At 70.7% G+C, this 20,069-nt stretch carries 21 protein-coding genes; 9 read left to right on the forward strand and 12 right to left on the reverse strand.

The genetic code is table 11. From position 1 onward, the window contains the following. Positions 1–82: 82 nt before the first annotated feature. Positions 83–1,315, reverse strand: a complete 1,233-nt coding sequence (locus ACZ6ZP_RS12140; RefSeq protein ID WP_469406627.1) for an alpha/beta hydrolase family protein — start codon at positions 1,313–1,315, stop codon at positions 83–85. Between the two features lie 385 nt (positions 1,316–1,700). Between ACZ6ZP_RS12140 and ACZ6ZP_RS12145 the strand changes: the two genes are divergently transcribed. The 3 genes from ACZ6ZP_RS12145 to ACZ6ZP_RS12155 all read left to right on the forward strand — a co-directional run bounded on the left by ACZ6ZP_RS12145 (position 1,701) and on the right by ACZ6ZP_RS12155 (position 3,678). After that, positions 1,701–2,720, forward strand: a complete 1,020-nt coding sequence (locus ACZ6ZP_RS12145; RefSeq protein WP_469406629.1) for an MDR family NADP-dependent oxidoreductase — start codon at positions 1,701–1,703, stop codon at positions 2,718–2,720. Positions 2,721–2,742: 22 nt separating this feature from the next. Next, a complete protein-coding gene (locus ACZ6ZP_RS12150) occupies positions 2,743–3,120 on the forward strand; it encodes a MerR family transcriptional regulator (RefSeq protein ID WP_351157737.1) in 378 nt (125 codons plus the stop codon). A 279-nt stretch (positions 3,121–3,399) separates the two neighbouring features. After that, on the forward strand, positions 3,400–3,678 hold the full coding sequence (locus ACZ6ZP_RS12155) for a hypothetical protein (RefSeq protein ID WP_351157735.1): 279 nt from the start codon (positions 3,400–3,402) through the stop codon (positions 3,676–3,678). A gap of 301 nt (positions 3,679–3,979) precedes the next feature. Here ACZ6ZP_RS12155 and ACZ6ZP_RS12160 read toward each other — a convergent pair whose 3' ends face one another. Continuing rightward, complete coding sequence (locus ACZ6ZP_RS12160; protein ID WP_469406632.1) at positions 3,980–5,170, reverse strand: MFS transporter; 1,191 nt, start codon at positions 5,168–5,170, stop codon at positions 3,980–3,982. A 176-nt stretch (positions 5,171–5,346) separates the two neighbouring features. Between ACZ6ZP_RS12160 and ACZ6ZP_RS12165 the strand changes: the two genes are divergently transcribed. After that, positions 5,347–6,579: an ROK family protein gene (locus tag ACZ6ZP_RS12165; RefSeq protein ID WP_351157730.1), complete on the forward strand. Its 1,233-nt coding sequence runs from the start codon at positions 5,347–5,349 to the stop codon at positions 6,577–6,579. On the opposite strand, the gene ACZ6ZP_RS12170 is transcribed toward ACZ6ZP_RS12165, so the two are convergent. After that, positions 6,576–7,790 (reverse strand): MFS transporter, encoded by a 1,215-nt coding sequence (locus ACZ6ZP_RS12170; RefSeq protein ID WP_469406634.1) that lies wholly within the window; start codon positions 7,788–7,790, stop codon positions 6,576–6,578. The two genes, ACZ6ZP_RS12165 and ACZ6ZP_RS12170, sit on opposite strands and share 4 nt — an antisense overlap. Before the next feature lie 200 nt (positions 7,791–7,990). Beyond that, on the reverse strand, positions 7,991–8,653 hold the full coding sequence (locus tag ACZ6ZP_RS12175; RefSeq protein WP_351157726.1) for a TetR/AcrR family transcriptional regulator: 663 nt from the start codon (positions 8,651–8,653) through the stop codon (positions 7,991–7,993). Between the two features lie 148 nt (positions 8,654–8,801). Between ACZ6ZP_RS12175 and ACZ6ZP_RS12180 the strand changes: the two genes are divergently transcribed. Then, a complete protein-coding gene (locus ACZ6ZP_RS12180; RefSeq protein ID WP_351157724.1) occupies positions 8,802–9,110 on the forward strand; it encodes a hypothetical protein in 309 nt (102 codons plus the stop codon). A 134-nt stretch (positions 9,111–9,244) separates the two neighbouring features. Here the strand turns inward: ACZ6ZP_RS12180 and ACZ6ZP_RS12185 are convergent, their stop codons facing one another. The 4 genes from ACZ6ZP_RS12185 to ACZ6ZP_RS12200 all read right to left on the reverse strand — a co-directional run bounded on the left by ACZ6ZP_RS12185 (position 9,245) and on the right by ACZ6ZP_RS12200 (position 11,838). Then, a complete protein-coding gene (locus tag ACZ6ZP_RS12185; RefSeq protein ID WP_469406636.1) occupies positions 9,245–10,156 on the reverse strand; it encodes a phosphotriesterase family protein in 912 nt (303 codons plus the stop codon). Beyond that, positions 10,153–10,755: a DUF4865 family protein gene (locus ACZ6ZP_RS12190; RefSeq protein WP_469406638.1), complete on the reverse strand. Its 603-nt coding sequence runs from the start codon at positions 10,753–10,755 to the stop codon at positions 10,153–10,155. Before ACZ6ZP_RS12190 ends, ACZ6ZP_RS12185 begins: the two co-directional genes overlap by 4 nt. 22 nt (positions 10,756–10,777) lie before the next feature. Next, positions 10,778–11,197, reverse strand: a complete 420-nt coding sequence (locus ACZ6ZP_RS12195) for a (R)-mandelonitrile lyase (protein ID WP_361472217.1) — start codon at positions 11,195–11,197, stop codon at positions 10,778–10,780. A gap of 65 nt (positions 11,198–11,262) precedes the next feature. After that, entirely contained in the window at positions 11,263–11,838 is a 576-nt protein-coding gene (locus ACZ6ZP_RS12200) for a TetR/AcrR family transcriptional regulator (protein ID WP_361472220.1), read from the reverse strand. Positions 11,839–12,243: 405 nt separating this feature from the next. Here ACZ6ZP_RS12200 and ACZ6ZP_RS12205 point away from each other — a divergent pair, with 405 nt between their 5' ends. Genes ACZ6ZP_RS12205 through ACZ6ZP_RS12215 form a run of 3 tightly spaced genes read left to right on the forward strand, consistent with a single transcriptional unit; the run spans position 12,244 to position 15,955 of the window. Beyond that, on the forward strand, positions 12,244–12,546 hold the full coding sequence (locus ACZ6ZP_RS12205; RefSeq protein WP_351157712.1) for an SHOCT domain-containing protein: 303 nt from the start codon (positions 12,244–12,246) through the stop codon (positions 12,544–12,546). Beyond that, the gene (locus ACZ6ZP_RS12210) at positions 12,543–13,388 is read left to right on the forward strand and encodes an ABC transporter ATP-binding protein (RefSeq protein WP_469406639.1); all 846 of its coding nucleotides are present in this window, start codon (positions 12,543–12,545) and stop codon (positions 13,386–13,388) included. The genes ACZ6ZP_RS12205 and ACZ6ZP_RS12210 overlap by 4 nt, the downstream gene beginning before the upstream one ends. A 5-nt stretch (positions 13,389–13,393) precedes the next feature. Next, the gene (locus ACZ6ZP_RS12215) at positions 13,394–15,955 is read left to right on the forward strand and encodes an ABC transporter permease (RefSeq protein ID WP_469407237.1); all 2,562 of its coding nucleotides are present in this window, start codon (positions 13,394–13,396) and stop codon (positions 15,953–15,955) included. A 38-nt stretch (positions 15,956–15,993) separates the two neighbouring features. Here the strand turns inward: ACZ6ZP_RS12215 and ACZ6ZP_RS12220 are convergent, their stop codons facing one another. Further along, on the reverse strand, positions 15,994–16,533 hold the full coding sequence (locus ACZ6ZP_RS12220) for an ATP-binding protein (RefSeq protein ID WP_469406640.1): 540 nt from the start codon (positions 16,531–16,533) through the stop codon (positions 15,994–15,996). Between the two features lie 202 nt (positions 16,534–16,735). Then, the gene (locus ACZ6ZP_RS12225; RefSeq protein ID WP_351157705.1) at positions 16,736–17,065 is read right to left on the reverse strand and encodes a hypothetical protein; all 330 of its coding nucleotides are present in this window, start codon (positions 17,063–17,065) and stop codon (positions 16,736–16,738) included. Positions 17,066–17,395: 330 nt separating this feature from the next. Between ACZ6ZP_RS12225 and cds1 the strand changes: the two genes are divergently transcribed. Further along, on the forward strand, positions 17,396–18,490 hold the full coding sequence (gene cds1 / locus ACZ6ZP_RS12230; protein WP_351158034.1) for an L-cysteine desulfhydrase Cds1: 1,095 nt from the start codon (positions 17,396–17,398) through the stop codon (positions 18,488–18,490). Between the two features lie 24 nt (positions 18,491–18,514). Here the strand turns inward: cds1 and ACZ6ZP_RS12235 are convergent, their stop codons facing one another. Next, positions 18,515–18,994 (reverse strand): SRPBCC family protein, encoded by a 480-nt coding sequence (locus tag ACZ6ZP_RS12235; RefSeq protein ID WP_469406643.1) that lies wholly within the window; start codon positions 18,992–18,994, stop codon positions 18,515–18,517. Between the two features lie 63 nt (positions 18,995–19,057). Further along, on the reverse strand, positions 19,058–19,960 hold the full coding sequence (locus ACZ6ZP_RS12240) for a DeoR/GlpR family DNA-binding transcription regulator (protein WP_351157700.1): 903 nt from the start codon (positions 19,958–19,960) through the stop codon (positions 19,058–19,060). Positions 19,961–20,069: the final 109 nt, after the last annotated feature.

The following is a 20,069-nucleotide window of genomic DNA, read 5'->3' on the forward strand; positions in this document are numbered from 1 at the left end:
CTGCCGCGCTGAGCCAGGGCACCGGTGCAGAGCCGGAGCTCAGCCGACCATCCACGACCGGATCGACCACCGGCGCAATTCCCTACGCCAGTCGCAGGAACCAGCGCAGCACGTCCGCCGTACCTTGCACGTTCGACCCCAGATGCCGCGATCCTTCGTAGTCGACCGCCCCCAGGTCCACCACCTTCGCCTCGACCCCATTGCCCCGCAGGGACTGTGCGCAGTGCGCCGTATTGGCGGTGGTCGCCTGTTCATCGCCGCCCGCCATGTACAGCCGGACCGGCACCCGGGGCGCCCAGTCGCGGCACACGCTGTCCGTCTCCCGCAACGCATCCGCGAGGCCGCCCCGGGGCCGGGCCAACAGGTCCAGGCCGTACGGAGTGAGCAGGTCGTCCAGCGAGTCCGGTGTGCCCTCGAAGAGCTGGCGTCCGGTGTGCTCACCGTCGAAGAGCGCCTCGACGGAGGGGTCCTCGAAAACCTCACCGGGATGGTCGTACACGCGGTGCACGCGGTTGAAGGCGACCAACGTGTACGCCGCGTAGATCACGCTCGACTTCTGGTCCAGGTCCCCCGCGAGCAGTGCCGGGAGCTCGGCTCCGCCGAAGTCGTATGCACCGCTGATGGGCGCGAGCGCGCCGAGCCTGAAGTACCGGTCCTCGCCCGCCTGTAGAGCCCGGCCGAGCCCGAGGGCGGCGGAGGCTCCCTGCGAGAAGCCGGTGGCCAGGACCTTGCGATCGAGAGGGTGGAAGGCGCGGACCGCCCGGAGCAGGTCCAGGGAGGCGGTCGCCTCGGACGGGACGTGCATCCAGGGGTGCAGGCCCGGCCCCGAACCCATGCCGAGATAATCGGGCGCCACGGCGGCGAACCCGGCCGAGGCGTAGGTGACGGGCGGGCCGGTCAGGAATGTGCCGCGCTGCATCGAGGGCGTGTCGCTGCGATGGCTGCCGGTTCCATGCGCGAAGGACACGGCACGCAGACGGCCTTCACGGCCGCGCGGCAGGACGAGCAGGCCGCTGGCCGTGGTCGGGCGCCCCTGCGGGTCGATCGTCCGGTAGGTGAGGCGGTAGGCATCCACCCCGTGCCGCGCCTGCGAGGCGTCGAACCCCGACTTTGTCAGCTCGGCAGCGACGGCTTCGCGGGTCTTCAGGGTGTAGAGGTGCTGGGCGTGGAGCAGGGCGCCGCGGCCGCTCTGGTGCTGGGGGTGCGTGACGGCGGTTCGGACCGGTGCTGCGATCGCGCCCGTGGCTGCGGCCGCGGAGCCGATAAGCATGACGGCGCAGGCCACTGCGGTGGTGAGTCGTCGGCGGCTGGGCATGAAATTCTCCTCAAGTCGACTCAGTAGCTGTTGAGTTGACCCTCTCCTCTGCGATCTCTGGGCGCACTGGTGCGGCCCCCCGGAGTGAGTGGGGGCCCAGCCGCACCGGAGTCTGCCTGCGCCAGGGCAGGGACCGCCGCCTGCCCGCCGTGTCGGCCGCCGAAGCCGTCCACTTGTAACCGGTTGTGCCATCCGCCTTTGCGGCCCGGTGGCCGACGCCGAAACCTGTCCCGCTCACGGCGAGGTGTCCGGCCCCGGCAGCGCAGCCGGGAGGAACTGGGCCGGGTGTGTAACGCCTCGAAGGTGCTGCCCAGGCTGTTCTCCGCGTCCCCTGCACTGCGCCCGCTTGCGCTTGACGTGCACGTCAAGTTCTACCGTGCGCGGCATGAGTCACAACAGCGCCACCCACCGCGAGGTACGTCTGTCCATCCGGCCTCAAGGGACCCTCACCCCCGCGCACTTCGAGGTGGTCGAGGTGCCGGTCCCCACCCCCGCCCCTGGCCAACTGCTCGTACGCAACCGTCTCATGAGTGTCACCGCCGTGATGCGCACCCTCATGCGGGGCGAGGTCGAGCTGCCGATGCCCGGATACGTTCCCGGCGCGGTCCTGTGGGGACCGGCCGTCGCCGAGGTGGTCACCGCGCCGCCGGGCTCCGGCCTGCGCCCCGGCGACCTCGTCGAACACGGACTGGGCTGGCGCGAGTACGCCGCGCTGCCCCCGGAGGACGCACAGCTCCTGGACCTCGACGTGCTGCCCGACCCGACCGCGCATCTCTCCCAGGGATTCATCGCCTGGCTCGGAGTGGTACGGGCGGCTCACGTGCGGCCGGGAGACACGGTATTCGTGAGCGGCGCGGCGGGCGGTGTCGGCTCGCTGGCGGGCCAGTTCGCGCGACTGCGCGGCGCCGGACGGCTCATCGGCAGTACGAGTACACGGCGCAAGGGCGCGTACCTGATGAAGGAACTGGGTTACGACGCCGTCGTATTGCGCACGGAAGGCGAAGGCACCGTTGAGGAGCAACTGCGCGAAGCCGCGCCGGAAGGTCTCGACGCGGTCTTCGACAACGTGGGCGGCGAGCAGCTGCGCGCCTCGGTGGCGCTGGCCCGCAGGGAGGCGAGAATAGCCCTGGTGGGAGGCCTGTCGGGGCAGATGGCGGGGGGAGCCGGAACCCTCACCGAGATCGACACATTCGACCTCGTCTCGCGGGGGATCACTCTGCGAGGGATCGCGGGGGCCGACCATCTGGACGCGCTCCCGCAGTGGCAGGATGAGTTCGGCCGAGGGCTCCGGGACGGAACCCTGACCGTCCCGCACGCAAGCCTGCTGGGCATCGACCGGGCCCCACAGGCACTCTGCGAGCTTCTAGAGGGTCGGCACGTCGGTGCTGTCCTGGTCAAGCTCTGACCTCGGATCAGGAAGGCTGTGCATGCGGATCGGCGACGCGGCAGCGGCGGCTGGCCTCACACCGAGGGCGCTGCGCTACTACGAGCAGCAGGGCCTGCTCATGCCCGGGCGTGCGCCGTCCGGTCACCGGGAGTACGGAGCCCAGGACGTCCGGCGGCTGCGAACCGTACGCGAACTGCTGGAGGCGGGCCTCACCATCGCGGACGTCAGAAGCTTCGCCCACGTGCTGGAGGGCGCGCTCGCCGCCGACGGTCATGATCATGAAGGTGAAGCGGAGCACTGTGAGATCGGGGAGGTGGGCATGCGGCGGCTCGCGGAACTCGACGAGCGTATCGAGCGGCTGACACGTCTTCGCGCGAAACTGGCCTCCCGGATGGCCGACCGTTTCGGCTTCGGCTGAAGGCATCCTCGTACTGGCCCGGTCTGGGGGCCGACATCCACGGCTTGGTCGATCCACGCATCATCCGGCGCCTGGCCGTCCCCCTCTCTCTGCCGCGGGCCGTGAACCCCTCCCGGACTCACTGCCGAGGGATGCCTTCACGGCGAACACCCATCAACCCCGCAGCCTGTTTGTGCCAGTGAACGTCGATCGGGCATGTCGCAGCGTGTCCACTCCGCAGACAACCTCCGCGCTTCCCGGCCATCCGACTGCGCGATTCGCCATGGGACGATCGGCCACATGGAAACCCACCAGCCGCCGGACGGATGGACGCTTCAACGAATTCGGGACGTCTCCGGGGATATCCGAGCCGAGGTGCTCAGCCCAGATCGAAGGGTCGTGTATTACGACGCCGCTGACGACCTTCTTCACCCCACGCTCGTCCTCGGGTTCGGTGAACTCTGCATAGTGAAGGTCCTCGATGACGACGACTGGTACATGGGCAGCCTGAACGACGACGGCAGCGTCATCTGCTGGAGCATCTACGACGATCTCTATGAGGCGCTGCGTGGTTTGTAGTCCCCGCAGCGGAGCCGTACCCGGTCCGTGCGAGGGTGGACGACGGCACCGACGACCATGGGCCGCCAGGCCGCAGTTCACAGGGTGGACCGCCCCCGACGCCACCGATGCGCAGGCGAAGTACCTGACCACGGTCGCGGAGAAGGTCGGCAAGAAGCGGTTCGACGCCTAGTCCGGCACCTGCCGGGCCACGGACACCCACTCGGCGTCCTCACCGTGCACGTCTGGAGTCTGAAGGCGCACCTCAACGAGCCGGCTGAGGCGAGACCCTGCGTCCGTGGACGCCCGCTTTGCGGCAGCGTCAGCGGCGGGTGGTGTAGCCGATCAGCGCGGCGAGGCCGGCGAGTACGGCGACGCTGGTGAGGGCTGTGGGGAGGGTGAGCCAGTCGGCCATGAAGCCGATGGTGGGTGGTCCGAGGAGCATGCCGCCGTAGCCGAGGGTGGAGGCGGTGGCGACGCCGCTGGGGCCCGCGAGGGCGCCGGCGCGTTCGACGGCTACGGGGAAGATGTTGGCGAGGCCGAGGCCGGTGACGGCGAAGCCGAGGAGGGCCAGCCAGAGCGTGGGGGCGAGTGCGCCGAGGAGCATGCCGGCGGCTGCTGTGGTGCCGCCGGCGACGAGTATGGGGGTCTGGCCGAGGCGTTCGAGCAGGGTGGTTCCGCTGAGGCGGCCGATGGTCATGGCGAGGGCGAAGCAGGAGTAGCCGGCGGCGGCGAGGCCGGGGTGGGCGTTGAGGTCCTGTTCGAGGTGGAGGGCGCCCCAGTCGGCGAGTGCGCCTTCGCCGAAGGCGGTGCAGAGGGCGATGAGGCCGAAGACGATCACCAGGCGGCGGGTGCGGGTGTCGAGGCGGCGCGGGGTGCCGTCCGTGTCCGGCCGGGTGTCCGCGGGCGCCGGGGGTTCGAGGCGCAGGAGGGTGCGGCCTGCGACGGCGGTGACGATCAGGCCGAGGAGGGTGAGGCCGAGCAGGTGGCGGGTGGGGGAGAGGGAACCGGCGATGAGTCCGCCGAGTCCGGCGCCGACCATGCCGCCCAGGCTGAAAGCGGCGTGGAAGCTGGGCATGATCGGGCGCCGCAGGGCGGCCACCAGGTCCACGGCGGCGCTGTTCATCGCCACGTTGATCCCGCCGTACGCGGCCCCGAACACCAGCAGCACGAGCCCGAGCGACAGTGCCGAGTGCGTCAGCGGGGGCAGCGCGATGCTCAGGGGCAGCAGGACCCCGCAGGCCACGGTCACCGGGTGGCTGCCGAAGCGGCGGCAGAGCCGTCCGGTGAGCGTCATGGTGATGACGGCCCCCGCCGAGACGCCGAGCAGCGCGAGTCCGAGGTCGCTCGCCGATGCGCCGGTCTGGTCCTTGATGGCGGGGATGCGGACGACCCATCCGGCGAAGATGAAGCCGTCGAGCGCGAAGAAGACGGTGAGCGCGACACGGAGCCGGGAAAGGCTCGGGGGAGTGGCCCGCGACGCTGCGGACGTGGTTTTGTTTAGTAGCGGCACAAAAGCAGAGTAGGGGTGCGCACCCGTGGCGTACAAGACAGTTCCTGTGAGGCGACGGTCACCGGTGAGCGGACGGTTCTCGTGGGGCGGCAGGGGAAGGGCAGGGAAAGAGCGGTGCACGAGCGGATGGCGAGCGAACGGCGGGGCGACGTACGGATCATGGGAGACTCGCCCTCATGAACGGCAAGGCTGCCCCCCGCACCGAGGCGGATCTGTCCACGCGTACGCGCCTGGAGCGCGGGCGCGGCGCGCTCGGTCCCGCCCTTGAGCTCGTCCACACCGGACGCGCCCCGACCCGTGCCGTGCTCACCGCCGAACTCGGTGTCACCCGAGCCACGGCGGGCGCCGTCGCCGCCGAGCTGGAGGCGCTCGGCCTGATCAGGATCGACGCGCGGCCCAGTGCGCCCGCGGGTTCCCAGGGTCGCCCTTCGCACGGCCTTTCCATCGCCGAAGACGGGCCGGTGGCGCTTGCCGCGCAGGTGCACTCCGACGGATTCCGGGCCGCGCTCGTCGGGCTGGGCGGCCGGATCGTCGCCACCGCGCCCGGCTGCGAGACGATCGACGCCGACCCGGCGCAGGTTCTCGGCTCGGTCATCGACGCGGGCGCGCAGCTGCTGCGGGAGACCGGAAGGCGCTGCGTGGGCGCGGGCCTCGCGGTGCCGTCCGCCGTCGCCGAGCCGGAGGGCACCGCCCTCAACCCGCTGCACCTGGCGTGGCCCGCCGGCTCGCAGGTCCGCCAGATCTTCGCCGATTGCGTACGGGAAGCGGGCATCACGGGGCCCGCGTTCGCCGCCAACGACGTCAACCTCGCCGCGCTCGCCGAGCACCGGCACGGAGCCGGACGCGGAGCGCGCGACCTGCTGTGCGTCGCGACCGGGCACCGGGGGGTCGGCGGCGCGCTCGTCCTCGACGGGCGTCTGCACACGGGCAGTTCGGGCCTCGCGCTCGAGGTCGGCCATCTCACCGTCAACCCCGAGGGCCGCCCCTGCCACTGCGGCAGCCGGGGCTGCCTGGACGTCGAGACGGACCCGCTGGCCTTCCTCACCGCGGCCGGCCGCGAGCCCGGCCCCGAAGGGTTGCTGCAGCAGGCCCGCGACGTGCTCCGTGACGCGGGCGGCGACCCCGCGGTCCGTGCGGCCACGGAGGAGTTGATCGACCGCCTCGGCCTGGGGCTCGCGGGCCTGGTGAACATCCTCAACCCGGACCGCATCATCCTGGGCGGCCTGCACCGCGCGCTCCTGGAGGCCGACCCCGAGCGGCTGCGCGCCGTCGTCGCCGACCGGAGCCTGTGGGGGCGCAGCGGCGGCGTACCGATCCTGGCCTGCACACTGGACCACAACAGCCTGGTGGGGGCCGCCGAGCTGGCTTGGCAGCCGGTGCTCGACGACCCCCTCGGGGCGCTGGGCTAGACGCGGGCGGACTCCTTCGGGGAGCAGGTGTCCTGTGCCTCGACTTCCCTTGTTGTATGGCTGGTTCGGCCCTCGCGCAGTCGCTTCAGGTCGGGCAGCAGCGTGACGAGGCCGAGCGCGGCGAGTGCGGCGCCGATCCAGAGCGGCGCCCGCAGCCCGAACGTATCGATGGCGGGTCCGCCGACGGACGTCGCGATGATGATGCCGAGGGTGATGAACGAGGTGTGGACGGTGTTGACCAGCGGCCGGGCGTTGCCCGTGCGCTGGACGCGGGTCATCAGGGCCGGGTTCATCGTGACGCCGACCAGTCCGATTCCCATCATCAACGCCACTGCGGGGACGCTCAGTTGGGCGAGTACGGCGAACCCTGCAAGGAAGGCCAGATTCAGCAGCAGGCCGATGAGGAGGACGGGGACGGCGTGCTTGTCGGCGAACCGGCCGACGATGGTGTTGCCGATGACGGTGGCGGCTCCGTACGCGATGAGCAGCAAGGGGACGGTGCCGGTGGAGAAGCCGGTGATCTCGGTGAGGATCGGGTTGAGGTAGCTGAACGCGGAGAACGTGGCGCCGATGACGAAGGTGCTGGTGGTGAGGGTCAGCCAGAGCCGGGGGTTGCGGAAGGCGCCCAGTTCCTGACGCAGGTCACCGCCCCCGTCGTCGGCGCGCTCCACGCGCGGTACCCCGATGAGGGTGGCGAGCGCGGCGAGGACGGTCAGTGCGGTGATGGCCCAGAACGCGGCCCGCCAGCCCAGGTGTTCGCCGATGACGGTGGACAGTGGCAGTCCGAGGAGCGTGCCCAGCATCAGCCCGTTGAGGGCCACCGCGATGGCCCTGCCCCGCACTTCGGGCCGGGTGAGCTGTGCGCACAGGGAGATGGAGACGCCGAAGAAGGCCTGCGACGCGATGCCGGTGATGACGCGGGCCACCAGCATGGTGCGGTAGTCCGGGGCGAGGGCGGCGAGGACGTTGCCTGCCAGGAAGATGCCGAACAGGACCATCAGGGCCGACTTCTGGCGCATCTTCAGCAACGCGACGGTGAGGAAGGGCCCGCCGAAGGCCATCGCTGCGGCGAAGGCGGTGATCAGGTAGCCGATCTCCGGAATCGTGGCGTCGAGTCCGTCGGCCATCTGCGGCATCAGACCGGCGACCACGAACTCACTGGTCACCATGGCGAAGATGCCGAGGGCCAGGAGGTAGACGGCGCGGGGCATGGGGGCTCCTGTCGGGGGTGGGGTGGTGAGGGGGGTGACGGGTTATGTACTGCTCGGTGCAAAACTAGGGCGTGCGGGTGCGCGGGCGTGGGGGCGTGCGGTGGGGCGCAAGGGCTGGGGTGAGGTGTTGAGCGTGCGGATCGGCAGGGCTGCGGGGCCGGTGGAGCCGGTGGGGCCCGTGGGTCAGTGGGGTTCGCGGGTCAGTGGTTCAACGCGTCCAGCGCCGTCTCGCCGATCGCGGTCAGGGTGGCGCGATCGGCCCCACCCTGGGCGGAGATCCGCATGCCGCCGATGACGGCGTTCAGGAAGCGGGCCAGGTCGCCCGCGTCCCGCGTCGAGCTGATGTCGCCGCCGCTCTGCCCCGCACGGACGACGGCACTGATGGCGGCAAGTCGCACCGAGAGGTCGCGCGCAAGCAACTCGGCGGCCTCGGGGTCACGCCCGGCGAGCTCCACGGTCGTATTGACGGTCAGGCAACCGATGCTGTGTCCGTCCGCGCCTCCGCCCCTGCCCCCGTCTTCGCTGCCGTCGCCGTCACTGTTCCCGCTTCCGTCCCCGCTCGCGCGGCACTCGAACTCGGAGTCGACGATGCGGGTGAGCAGGGCGCGAAGGCGCTCCATCGGCGTGCGCTCGGTGTCCTCCAGGATCTTGATCTGGGTGGAGGTCATGGAGTCGATGTAGCGGGCCAGGGCTCGCTGGAACAGCTCGTGCTTGCTGCTGAAGGTGTTGTAGATGCTGCTGCGGCCCAGGCCGGTGGCGTCGCACAGGTCCTGGGTCGAGGTGGCCTCGTAACCATTCGCCCAGAAGGCGTGCATCGCCGCGTCCAGGGCCCGTTCCTCGTCGAAGGTTCGCGGTCGGGCCATGGTCGGTACGCTACCTGTTTTGGAACGGGCAGTGCAATACGTGGAGTCCGGGTTACCTCTTAGTTGGATTTACTGGTAACGCCGATCTCCGAGGTGATGGCGATAGGGCGGGTCCGCACCGAGTCTGCCGCCCCTGAGAGGATGCCGCATGATCCACTACCTGCGATTCTTCTTCGAGATCGGCGTAGACACCCCGTTGTGGCCGGAGGACATGGACAGTCCGTATGGCTACCCCTGCGAGTTGGATCGGCTGCCGATCAGTCCGGAGATGCGGGCCGAGTTGGCCAGGCTCTCCAAGTGGTACCAGTCGTCGATCGACTGGGACTATCCGCCGAATCCGTCACCGTGGTCCGATGAGGAGCAGCAGCTCTTCAAGCAGCAGGCGCAGGCCGCATTGGGGACTCTGCGGCGGGAGTTGGGTGCAGGCTGGGTCGTTCGCGACGAGAGCCTTCTCTGAGGAGCACAAGCCTCCGCGCGAGCTGTCTGGGGTGGGGCCTGTGGTCTGCGGTCCGTGGCTCGGAAGAGTCTGTGAGCACGGCCTGACGTGAGTCATCAAGCCCGTGCACGCGGCGGGACGTGGGTAGCCGCCCCCTACGCCCACTTCGCCGCGAACGCCCGCCCCGGATTCCGGGTCAGCATCCGCTCGACAACCACTTCTCCCACGGCGAGTTCGAGCCCAGGTCGCACCCTGCGCAGCAGATACGGCATCCCGGGACCGCCGTTCACCGCGCGCGCCCCGGCCGTTGTCGTGTCGCCGCCCAGGAGGAGCTGATCGGCGAAGCCTGCCTCGGTCAGGGTCTGAACGGCTTCCGGCATGCGCCAGTCCGTGGCGTGGTTGGCACGGGACGGGCCGTCGAAGGCGAGGTACGCGCCGGCCGCGGCTGCCTGGTGGTGGATCGCGAGGTCGGGGGAGCGGTTCAGGTGGCCGAGGATCAGGCGGTCGGGCGGCACGCCCAACTCGCCGCACAGCAGGTCGAGTACGTCCAGGACGCCCGTGCCCAGCTCCAGGTGGACGGCGATGGGGGCGCCCGTCCCGCGGTGCGCCTCGGCCGCTGCTTCCATCGTCCAGCGGGCGTGCGCGTCCAGGCCGTGGAAGCCGCCCGCGACTTTGATCAGCCCCGCCCGTACACCGGTGTCGGCGATGCCCTGGGTCAGCTCCCGCAGGAAGACGTCCGCGAGACCTTCCGCGCGCAGGCGGGCCAGCGACTCCGGCGTGTAGTGCTGTGATTGATGGAGGCCTGTTGCCGCGACGATTCGTATGCCGGACGTTCTCGACAGCTCGGGCAGGTCCCCCGCCCGGCGCCCCATCCCGTGCGGAGTCCACTGGATCAGGCTCTCGCCGCCCGCTGCTCGGTAAGCCGCGATCTCCCGGGCGGCGGACGCGACTGAGTCCAGCTCTTGGCCTGGTAGTTGAGGGCTCGTCAGGAAAAGATGGTCGTGGGCGTCGCAGATGCCGAGCTCCGCCGGGGTGATGTCTCCGAGGACCGTGCGGACCGCGTTCACCACTGCTGACCCTCGGGGAGCAGGTGCCGTTCCGGTGCCGACAGATGCAGCACCTGGAACACATCGCCCTGTCCCTTGGGTGATGCGTGGTCCCAGACGGAGAAGCGCAGCACCTCCCAGGTTCGCGGGTCGATGGCCGCCGTAGCGTAGATCAAGCCTGGCTCGTCGGCCAACCTCCGTGTCTCAGCGGCCAGTTCCGACGCCAAGCCGCCCAGGTGCGTGCCCGCGGGGATAGGAGAGCGGCGCCGTATCGCGGCCTTCGCGCGCGCACCCGTCATCGCCCCCTCCGCCCTCTCTGACCCCTCCGCGTACGCAAGCCCAGTCCAATGCTGCACCTCCGGGCGCCCGAAGTCGTCGACGATGCCCTGGAATCCGGGGCCCCAGAGGAAGGAGTTCATGCCCTCGGGGGTGTTCCAGAGGTAGAAGGGCGCGTACTGGTTCACGGGGGAGTCGTCGACGCCGCGCTCACGCATCAGGTACGCCTTGGCACCGAGGCCCGGGTAGTCGTCCAGCAAGTGGCCTTTGGTCGCCACTCGGTTGCGGATGATGCCCATGTCGTAGCCGGCCGGGAGCGTGATCTCGTACTGCATCGCGTGCATGGTGGTTCGCTTCTCCTCGGGATCAGGCTGCCGGGTATGCGTTCGCGGTCGCCGGATACTCGTCCGCGCCCACGTGCGCGTCCCAGTGCGTGGTCGTGCCGTCGTCCGTTGCCTCGACGACCGCCAGATGTGTCATGAAGGTGCGGGGCGCGGCGCCGTGCCAGTGCCATTCGTCCGGCTCGATCCACACGGTGTCGCCCGCGCGGATCGTCTCCGGCTCACCGCCCTTGCGCTGCACCAGCCCCTCGCCCTCCAGGACGTGCAGGACCTGGCCGTGCGGATGGCGGTGCCAGGCGGTGTGCGCTCCGGGGGCGAAGCGGACGTTGAACATGCGCAGCCGGGAGGGGGACGGTGGCGCGGCGATCTCGTCCAGCCACACCGTGCCGGTGAAGTTCTCGGCGGGGCCCGCCTGACTGTCGGGGCGGTTGCGGGTGATGTGCACGGCTCTTCAGGTCCTTTACGTCTGTGCTCTTCAAGTCCCTTACGAGGGACGGTCGGTGGAGTCCTTTACGAGGAAGGGGTGGTGGCGGTGAACAGGAGGGCGAGCAAGCCTCGTACGCCGGTGTCGAAGGCCGCGGGTGACCCCGATGCGCGAGCCAGCACGTAGCCGCCCTGGACCGTCGCGACGACCGTCGCCGCGATCGCCCGCGCATCGAGCGTGGCCGCGAACTCGCCCCGCTCCTGGCCCTCTTCGACGATCCCGGTGATCCGGTTCCGCAGCCAGTCGAGCGTCTCGGTGACGGGCGCGCGCAGTTCGTCGCTCGCGATGACGTCCGGGTCCATCGTCAGCCGCCCGACCGGGCAGCCGCGCAACACGTCGCGCTCGCGCAGCAGATACGCCTCGATGCGTTCGTACGCCGAGCCGGTGCCGCCCAGGACGCCCTCGGCCGTGGCGCGCATCTCCTTGGCCGTGCGCCGGATCGCGGCCAGCGCGAGGTCGGGCTTACCGCCGGCGAAGTGGTGGTACATGCTGCCCTGCCCGGCGCCCGAGTGCTGCTGGATCGCCTTGGGGCTCGTGCCGACGTAGCCGCGCTCCCACAGCAGCTCGCGGGTGGACTCGATCAGACGCTCCGGGGTGCTCATGAACGCACTGTACATACTAGTAGGTACAGAGGTCCAGGTGACGGCTGCGGAGGCCTGACTGCCCCTGGCGCATCCCGTACGTACCAGTAGGTACAGCCGCCTGACGCGCCAGCCACCTGAAGCGCCAGCCGCCCGAAGCGCCGGCCACCCTCCCCGAAAAGCGGCCACCCACACACCCACACACCCGCTCTCCCCGCCCCCGCCGGAAGCAGCCCCGCCCCCCCCACGTACTCCCGCGGTGGTACACGCACAGCCGCTGGCCGTACGACGACTCGGACCCCCTCGGAGCGCGAGTCTCGATACATCGCACCTCGCTACATCGCACCTCGCTACATCGCACCTCGCTACATCGCACACGACGCCGCACAAGGCATCGCAGACATCGCTTCCGAGGAGATGGACACCATGAACACCCTGGCTCACTTCGATGGCGGGCCCGGCCCGTGGATCCTGTTCTTCCCGCTCATCTGGGCGGCCGTCGTCATCGGCGGCATCACCCTCCTGCGCCGCACCGTGTGGCGGGGCCGCCGCGCACCGTGGCAGCGGGACGGCGGCGCCGATGGCACCGTACGCATCGACGAGAAGTCGCCCATCGCCGTGCTCGGCCGGCGCTTCGCCGCCGGTGAGATCGACGAGGACGAGTACTGGCGGCGTCTCTCCGTCCTGAACGAGGAGTTCGGGCGCACCTCCAAGGGCGGTGCGGCATGACCACCGCGACCGGACACCGAAGCGGCACCGCCACCATCGACGCCGCCCGTGTCACCGAGGCCGTCAAGGTCTACGGCAGTGGCGACACCGCCGTACGGGCCCTGGACGGGGTGAGCGTCGGCTTTCCGGCCGGACGCTTCACCGCGATCATGGGCCCGTCGGGCTCGGGCAAGTCCACCCTGATGCACTGCGCCGCGGGCCTCGACACCCTCACCTCGGGGTCCGCCCACATCGGCGACACCGAGCTGGGCGCGCTCGACGACCGGCGCCTGACGCTGCTGCGCCGCGACCGCATCGGCTTCGTCTTCCAGGCCTTCAACCTGGTGCCGACGCTGACCGTCGCCGAGAACATCACGCTCCCGATGGACCTCGCAGGCAAGCGCGGCGACGCCGAGTCGGCGGAGTGGACCGACGCCCTCATCGACGTGGTGGGGCTGCGCGACCGGCTCCACCACCGGCCCGCCGAACTCTCCGGCGGACAGCAGCAACGGGTCGCCGTGGCACGGGCGTTCGCGGGCCGGCCCGACGTCGTCTTCGCCGACGAGCCGACCGGCAACCTCGACTCCCGCTCCGGCGAGGAGGTCCTGCGCCTCCTGGGCCGCGCGGTGCGGCAGATGGACCGCACCGTCGTCATGGTCACCCACGACCCGGTGGCCGCCGCCCACGCCGACGAGGTCGTCTTCCTGGCCGACGGCCGTCTCGTGGACCGGATGGCGGACCCGACCGCCGACAAGGTCCTCGACCGGCTCAAGGCCTTCGACACGAAGGCCGCGCCCGGTACCGACGCGGCCGCGCCCGACACCAAATCAGCCACACCCGGCACCAAGGGAGAACCGTCATGAGTTCCCTGAGCGCGTCCGCGCGCATCAGCCTCTCCTCGCTGCGCGGCCACAAGCGGCGCTTCGCGGGTACGTTCCTCGCGGTCATGCTCGGTGTCGCCTTCCTGGCGGGCACGCTCGTCATGGGCGACACCCTGCGCGGCAGCTTCGACACGATGTTCGGCAACGCGACGAGCGGCACCGACGCCGTCGTCCGCGGCGCCGACACCATCACCACCCCCGACGACAGCCAGGGCACCCGGAAGCCGGTCAAGACCTCGCTCGTCGAGAAGATCGAGCAGACCGACGGCGTCGCCGCCGCCGCGCCCGCCATCCAGGGCGCGGGCCAGCTCCTGGGCAAGGACAAGGAGCCCATCGGCGGCGAAGGCCCGCCCACTCTGGCGGGCAACTGGATCGACGACAAGGAGCTCAACGCCTACCAGCTGGCCGAAGGCCGCGCCCCCGCCAGGTCCGGCGAGGTCGTCGTCAACCGGGGCGCCGCCGAATCCGGCGACCTGAAGATCGGCGACACGACCACGCTGCGCACCCCCGACCCCGTCCAGGTGACCGTCGTGGGCCTGGCGACGTTCGGCGGCGAGGACGGCATGGCGCAGACCACCTTCACCGGCATGACACAGGCCGATGCGGAGAAGTACCTGACGTCCAAGCCCGGCGAGGCCGCGACCATCCAGGTGCGGGCCGGGCCCGGCGTGAGCGAGCAGGAACTCGTCGACGCGCTGGGTCCCGTACTGCCCAAGGGAGTTGAGGCCATCACCGGAGAAGCGTCGGCGGCGGAGAACACCGACAACATCTCCGGTCAGTTCCTCTCGCTCTTCACCAGCTTCCTGCTCGTCTTCTCCGGCATCGCCCTGCTCGTGGCGACCTTCAGCATCCACAACACCTTCGCGATCGTCGTCGCCCAGCGCACCCGTGAGAACGCCCTGCTGCGCGCCCTGGGCGCCTCGCGCCGGCAGGTCACCGCCGCCACCCTGGCCGAGGCGAGCGTGGTCGCCGTGGCGGCGTCCGCCGTGGGCCTCGCGGGCGGCATCGGGGTGGCGGCCGGGCTCCAGGCGCTGTTCCCGGCCATCGGATTCCCTTTCCCCGAGGGCGACTTGGTGATCAGTGCCCTGTCGATGCTGCTGCCGCTGGCCGTCGGCATCGTGGTCTGCCTGGGCTCCGCCCTGCTGCCCGCCGTCCGCGCCGGGCGCACCGCACCCCTGGCCGCGCTGCGCGAGACCGCGGTCGACCACTCCGGGGCCTCGCGGGGGCGTGCCGTCGCAGGCGCGGTCCTCGTACTCGCCGCCGTCGCTCTCTCGCTGACCGGTGTCCTGGTCAGCCCGTCCGTGTGGCTGGCGGGGGCCGGGGCGGTCCTCGCGCTCGCCGCGTTCGTGGTGCTGGGGCCCGTCGCGTCCTCGCGGGCGGTACGTATTCTCGGCGGACCCCTGGACCGGCTGCGCGGCGTCACGGGCGGGCTCGCCCGGCGCAACGCCCTGCGCAGCCCCAAGCGGACCGCCGCCACCGCGAGCGCCCTGATGATCGGGGTCGCCGTCGTCTCGCTCTTCACGGTCTTCGGTGCCTCGCTGAAGGCGACCATGGACCAGACGGTGAACCGCTCCTTCGCCGGCGACCTGGCCATCAGCACCCCCGGCTTCGGCGCGGGCGGCAGCGGCCTGAGTCCCAAGCTGGCCCCCGCGCTCGCCGAGCGGCCCGAGGTCGCCACCGCGGTCGGCCTGGGCAAGGGCGCGGCAGAGGTCGACGGGGAGGGGCGCGCCCTGACCGTCACCGACCCGGGCCCCTTCGCCAAGTCCTTCGACCTCGGGAAGGTCGACGGATCACTCGACGGCCTGGGCACCAACGGCATCGCGATCACCCGCGAGGAGGCCGAGAAGCAGGACCTGAAGGTCGGCTCCACGACCGAACTGGCCTTCGCCGACGGCAAGAAGGAGACCTTCACCGTGCGCGCGCTGTTCGGCCGGTCGGAACTCGCGGGGGACTACGTCATCACCCGCGAGGCCTGGGCGCCGCACCGCATGCAGGACGCCGACAGCCTCGTGTCCGTCACGTTCAAGGACGGCGTGAGCGCGGACGAGGGGAAGGCAGCGGTCTCCGAGACCGCCCAGGAGTACGGCAATCCGGATGTGCAGACCCGCGGCGAGTACGCACAGTCCGCGGCGGGCGGCATCGACATGATGCTCACCCTGGTCTACGCCCTGCTGGCGCTCGCCGTCCTGATCGCCCTGCTCGGCATCGCCAACACGCTGACCCTCGCCGTCCACGAACGGACCCGTGAGCTGGGCCTGTTGCGTGCCGTGGGGCAGACCAGGGCGCAACTGCGGGCCATGGTCCGCTGGGAGTCCGTCCTCGTCGCCGCCTTCGGCACGGCCGGTGGCCTGGCGCTCGGCGGCTTCCTCGGCTGGGTGCTCGTCAAGGCCTCGGACGGCGCGACGAGCAGTGCCTTCGCGTTTGCGGTGCCGCCGGTGCAATGGGCGGTGGTCGTCCTGGTGGGCCTGGCGGCGGGAGCCCTCGCGGGTCTGCGTCCGGCACGGCGGGCCGCACGCCTGGACGTGCTGCGTGCCATCGCCACCGAGTGACGTAGGACGCCCGCGCGGCGGGGCGTGTCACCGCCCGGTCAGCCGACAACGGCCGACCGGGCGGGAGCATGACCGGGCGCGTGCCCGTCGGTGAGGGACCGCGGCCCGGCACCCAGGTCGGCGAAGGGGCCGGCCGTGGCCGCGCCGTACGCCGGATACCTGGGCGGCAGTGCTACGGCGGACGTAGGGGCCGGGAGGGTGAACCAGACGACCTTGCCCGTGTCACCGTGGGGGCGTACCCCCCAGCTCTCGCTGACCGCGGCGACCATGGCGAGCCCGCGTCCGCAGGTCTCGAACGGTTCCGCGTCGTGCACCTCGGGAAGGCGCGGGTCGTGGTCGTGCACGGAGACCGTGAGACGGTCGAGCAGCAGCTCGATCTCCACGGTGCACACCTTGTCCGGCTGTGCATGCCGGTGCACGTTGGTCAGGAGCTCGGTCACACCGAGCGCGGCCTGGTCTATCAACGGATCGAGATGCCAGTAGCGCAACTGCGCGGATACGATTCTGCGGACCTGGCCGATCCGCGACGGCAGAGCCTGAAGCTCCACCGTGCAATACCTGCTTGGCTGGCTGATCACGGCTGCGACTCCCCGAATTGCGTCCGGAAGAAGGCGACGTTCGGATCCAGCAGCGGCCGCGGGGTCTGCCGGCTGCTGTTCGCGGCCGGCGGGCTGGTTCGCAGCGTCATCGCCGGTGAACCCAGAGTGATGTGACACCAGAGTGACTCAGGGGGTGCGGGCGTGCAACTCGCACCCTGGCGCCGGGAGCGCGACGGGCTCCTCAGGCGCGTGCCCTGCGGCCTTTGGCCCTGCTCACCGCGTCGATGAACTTGCGTACCGTCGGCGGTCCTGCCTTGCCGGGCGCCGGATCGTGATCGGCGAGCGTGAGGCGGTAGCGCGTGCCGTTCAGTTCGGCGAGGGCCCGGTCGTCGGCGGAGAACCACGGCTTTCCGGCCCGCACCGTCTGGACCGGTGCGCTGTCGATCTCCCGGCCATAACTGGTCAGCAGCTCGAACCGGCCGTCGGTGATACGGATTTGACCCGCCCGGGTGAGGGAGCGCAGCCGTCGTCCGATACGCACGCCTGTAGCCGTGAAATCCGGCTCCGCCATGACGTTCCGCCCCCTTGAGCGATTCGGTGGGTCGTTCGGTACGAGACCGCCGTCCCGTGCGGTGCAGTCTGCACGCACCCGGCGTCGAGCACCAGTGCGTATGAAGACGTGGTCATAAGTGGACGACGTCACCTCTCCAGTGTGCCGTGCCGCTGTGCCAGTCGACTGCGCCAGGTGTGCCTTTGAGGTGCTCAAAGGTGTGTTTATGCAGGTGAGAAGCGTGCGGAAGGTGCCTATGATCGAGGCGTCCGGCCCGCTCGGAGCGCGGCCAGGTTGACGCCAAGGAGCCGCGCGGTGAGCACCACACAGCAGGATCAAGCCGATGAGCCGATGACCACGCTCGACGTGGACCGCAGCGACGCGGAGTACCGCGCGTGGCTCAAAGAAGCCGTACGCAAGGTGCAGGCGGATGCCAACCGTTCGGCCGACACGCACCTGCTGCGCTTCCCGCTGCCGGAGCAGTGGGGCATCGACCTGTATCTCAAGGACGAGTCGACCCATCCGACCGGCAGCCTCAAGCACCGTCTGGCCCGCTCGCTCTTCCTCTACGGCCTGTGCAACGGCTGGATCCGGCCAGGACGGCCGGTCATCGAGGCCTCCAGCGGGTCGACGGCCGTCTCCGAGGCGTACTTCGCGAAGCTGATCGGGGTGCCGTTCATCGCGGTGATGCCCCGCACGACCAGCGCCGAGAAGTGCCGTCTGATCGAGTTCCACGGCGGCCAGTGCCACTTCGTGGACGACTCGCGCACGATGTACGCCGAGTCGGCCGCCCTCGCCGTCGAGACCGGCGGCCACTACATGGACCAGTTCACCTACGCGGAACGGGCCACGGACTGGCGAGGCAACAACAACATCGCCGAATCGATCTACCAGCAGATGAAGTTGGAGCGCTATCCGGAGCCCGCGTGGATCGTCGCCACGGCGGGCACCGGCGGCACATCGGCGACCATCGCCCGCTACGTCCACTACATGCAGCACGACACCCGGCTCTGTGTCGCCGACCCCGAGAACTCCTGTTTCTTCGACGGCTGGACCCACCACGACCCGGACGCCACCAGCGACTGCGGCTCGCGCATCGAGGGCATCGGCAGGCCCCGGATGGAGCCGAGCTTCGTGCCCGGCGCGATCGACCGCATGATGAAGGTGCCGGACGCGGCCAGCGTCGCCGCCGTGCGGGCCCTGGAGCAGGCGATCGGCCGCAAGGCGGGCGGCTCCACGGGCACCGGGCTCTGGAGCTCCTTGAAGATCGTCGCCGAGATGGTGGCCGCGGGCCGCACCGGCAGCGTCGTCACGCTCCTGTGCGACCCGGGCGACCGCTATCTGGACAAGTACTACTCGGACGCGTGGCTGGCCGAGCAGGGCCTGGACATCACGCCGTACGAGACTGCCATCAAGTCGCTGCTCGCCAACGGCACCTGGACCTAGGCGGCCCCGCCCCCGGCGCGGGGCTCAGGCGTTGGCCGCGGTCGGACGCCGGTCCAGGGACGTGACGGCGTCGCGGAAGGCCCGGCCCATGCCCGCCCTGCCGAGCCTGAGGGTGAAGCGGAAGGGGGCGGCGCCGTCCGCGGCGAACGTCCACTGCACGCGGGTGCCGGTCCCGGCCGGGGTCAGCCGCCACTCCTCGAGGAGGGCGCGCAGGCCCGGGGCGTTCGTCTCGTCGGCGCGGTAGGCGTACCGCTGCGCCGGGTCGGCCGCCATGATCGTCTCCCGGAAGCGCGTGCCGCCCTTGAGCCGCACCTCGCGGCCCTTGCCGCCGTCGGTGGGGCGGCACAGCGTGACCGCGGTGAACCACTCGGGCCAGCCGGCCGTGTCGTCGGCCAGGGCGCGGTACACCGCCTCCGGGGACGCGCTCACCTCGCGGGCGAAGACCAGACGCAACGGAGCGGACTCGACGAACTCGAGCCCCACGGGCCTCAGTCGGCGTGCCATCGAACTCAGCCCCCAGCGGAATCGGGTGGTTGACCGGCCACCGTCACCATAGCTGTCGGACCGTCAGATGTCTGCGGTGCTCCCGGCGTTCTCCGCCCGGCCGCCGCTCTCGGCACCCTCGCCGCCCTCACCCTGCCCGTCGACCCCCGGCTCCCCGGACTCGCCCGTGACCACCAGGCGCCGCAGATGCTCGGAGATCTCCACCCGCGCCTCCGCGGGCAGCCCGGCATCCGTCACGAGCGTGTCGACCTGCTCCAGGGTGGCGAACGAACTGAGGCCCACCGTGCCCCACTTGGTGTGGTCGGCGACCACGATGACCCGCCGCGCCGACTGCACCAGACGCCGGTTGGTCTCCGCCTCCGCGAGATTGGGCGTGGACAGGCCGGCCTCCGCCGATATGCCGTGCACTCCCAGGAAGAGCACGTCGAAGTGGAGCGCGCCGATCGCCTGGTCGGCCACCGGACCCACCAGCGAGTCCGAGGGGGTGCGCACGCCGCCCGTGAGGACCACGGTGGCCGCGCCCTGACGCTGGCCGGAGGTGCGCTGCGCGGAGTGGAACACATCCGCCACCCGCACCGAGTTCGTCACCACCGTCAGGTCCGGCACGTCCAGGAGATGGTGGGCCAGTGCGTACGTCGTCGTGCCGCCGGAGAGCGCGATGGCCGTGCCCGGCGCCACCAGGGAGGCCGCGGTGCGCGCGATGTCCTCCTTGGCGTTCAGCTCCAGGCCCGACTTGGCCTCGAAGCCCGGCTCGTGCGTGCTCGCCTCGACCACCGGCACGGCGCCGCCGTGCACCTTCTCCAGGACACCCTGGCGGGCGAGGGCATCGAGATCGCGGCGGACGGTCATGTCCGACACACCCAGCTTGCGGGTCAGTTCGTTGACCCGGACCCCGCCCCGGCGGCGCACCTCGTCGAGGATCAAGGCACGGCGCTGCTCCGCGAGGAGGTTCTGATTCTCACTCACGACCGTCCCGGCCCTTCTGCCTCGTCACACCCGTCACACCCGTCAAATGCGCTGCCTCATCCTCGCATGCGCCACCGGCAGACGGCCCACCGCCCGAGACCGTGCACAC

The sequence above is a fragment of the Streptomyces sp. NPDC054047 genome (assembly GCF_055585065.1).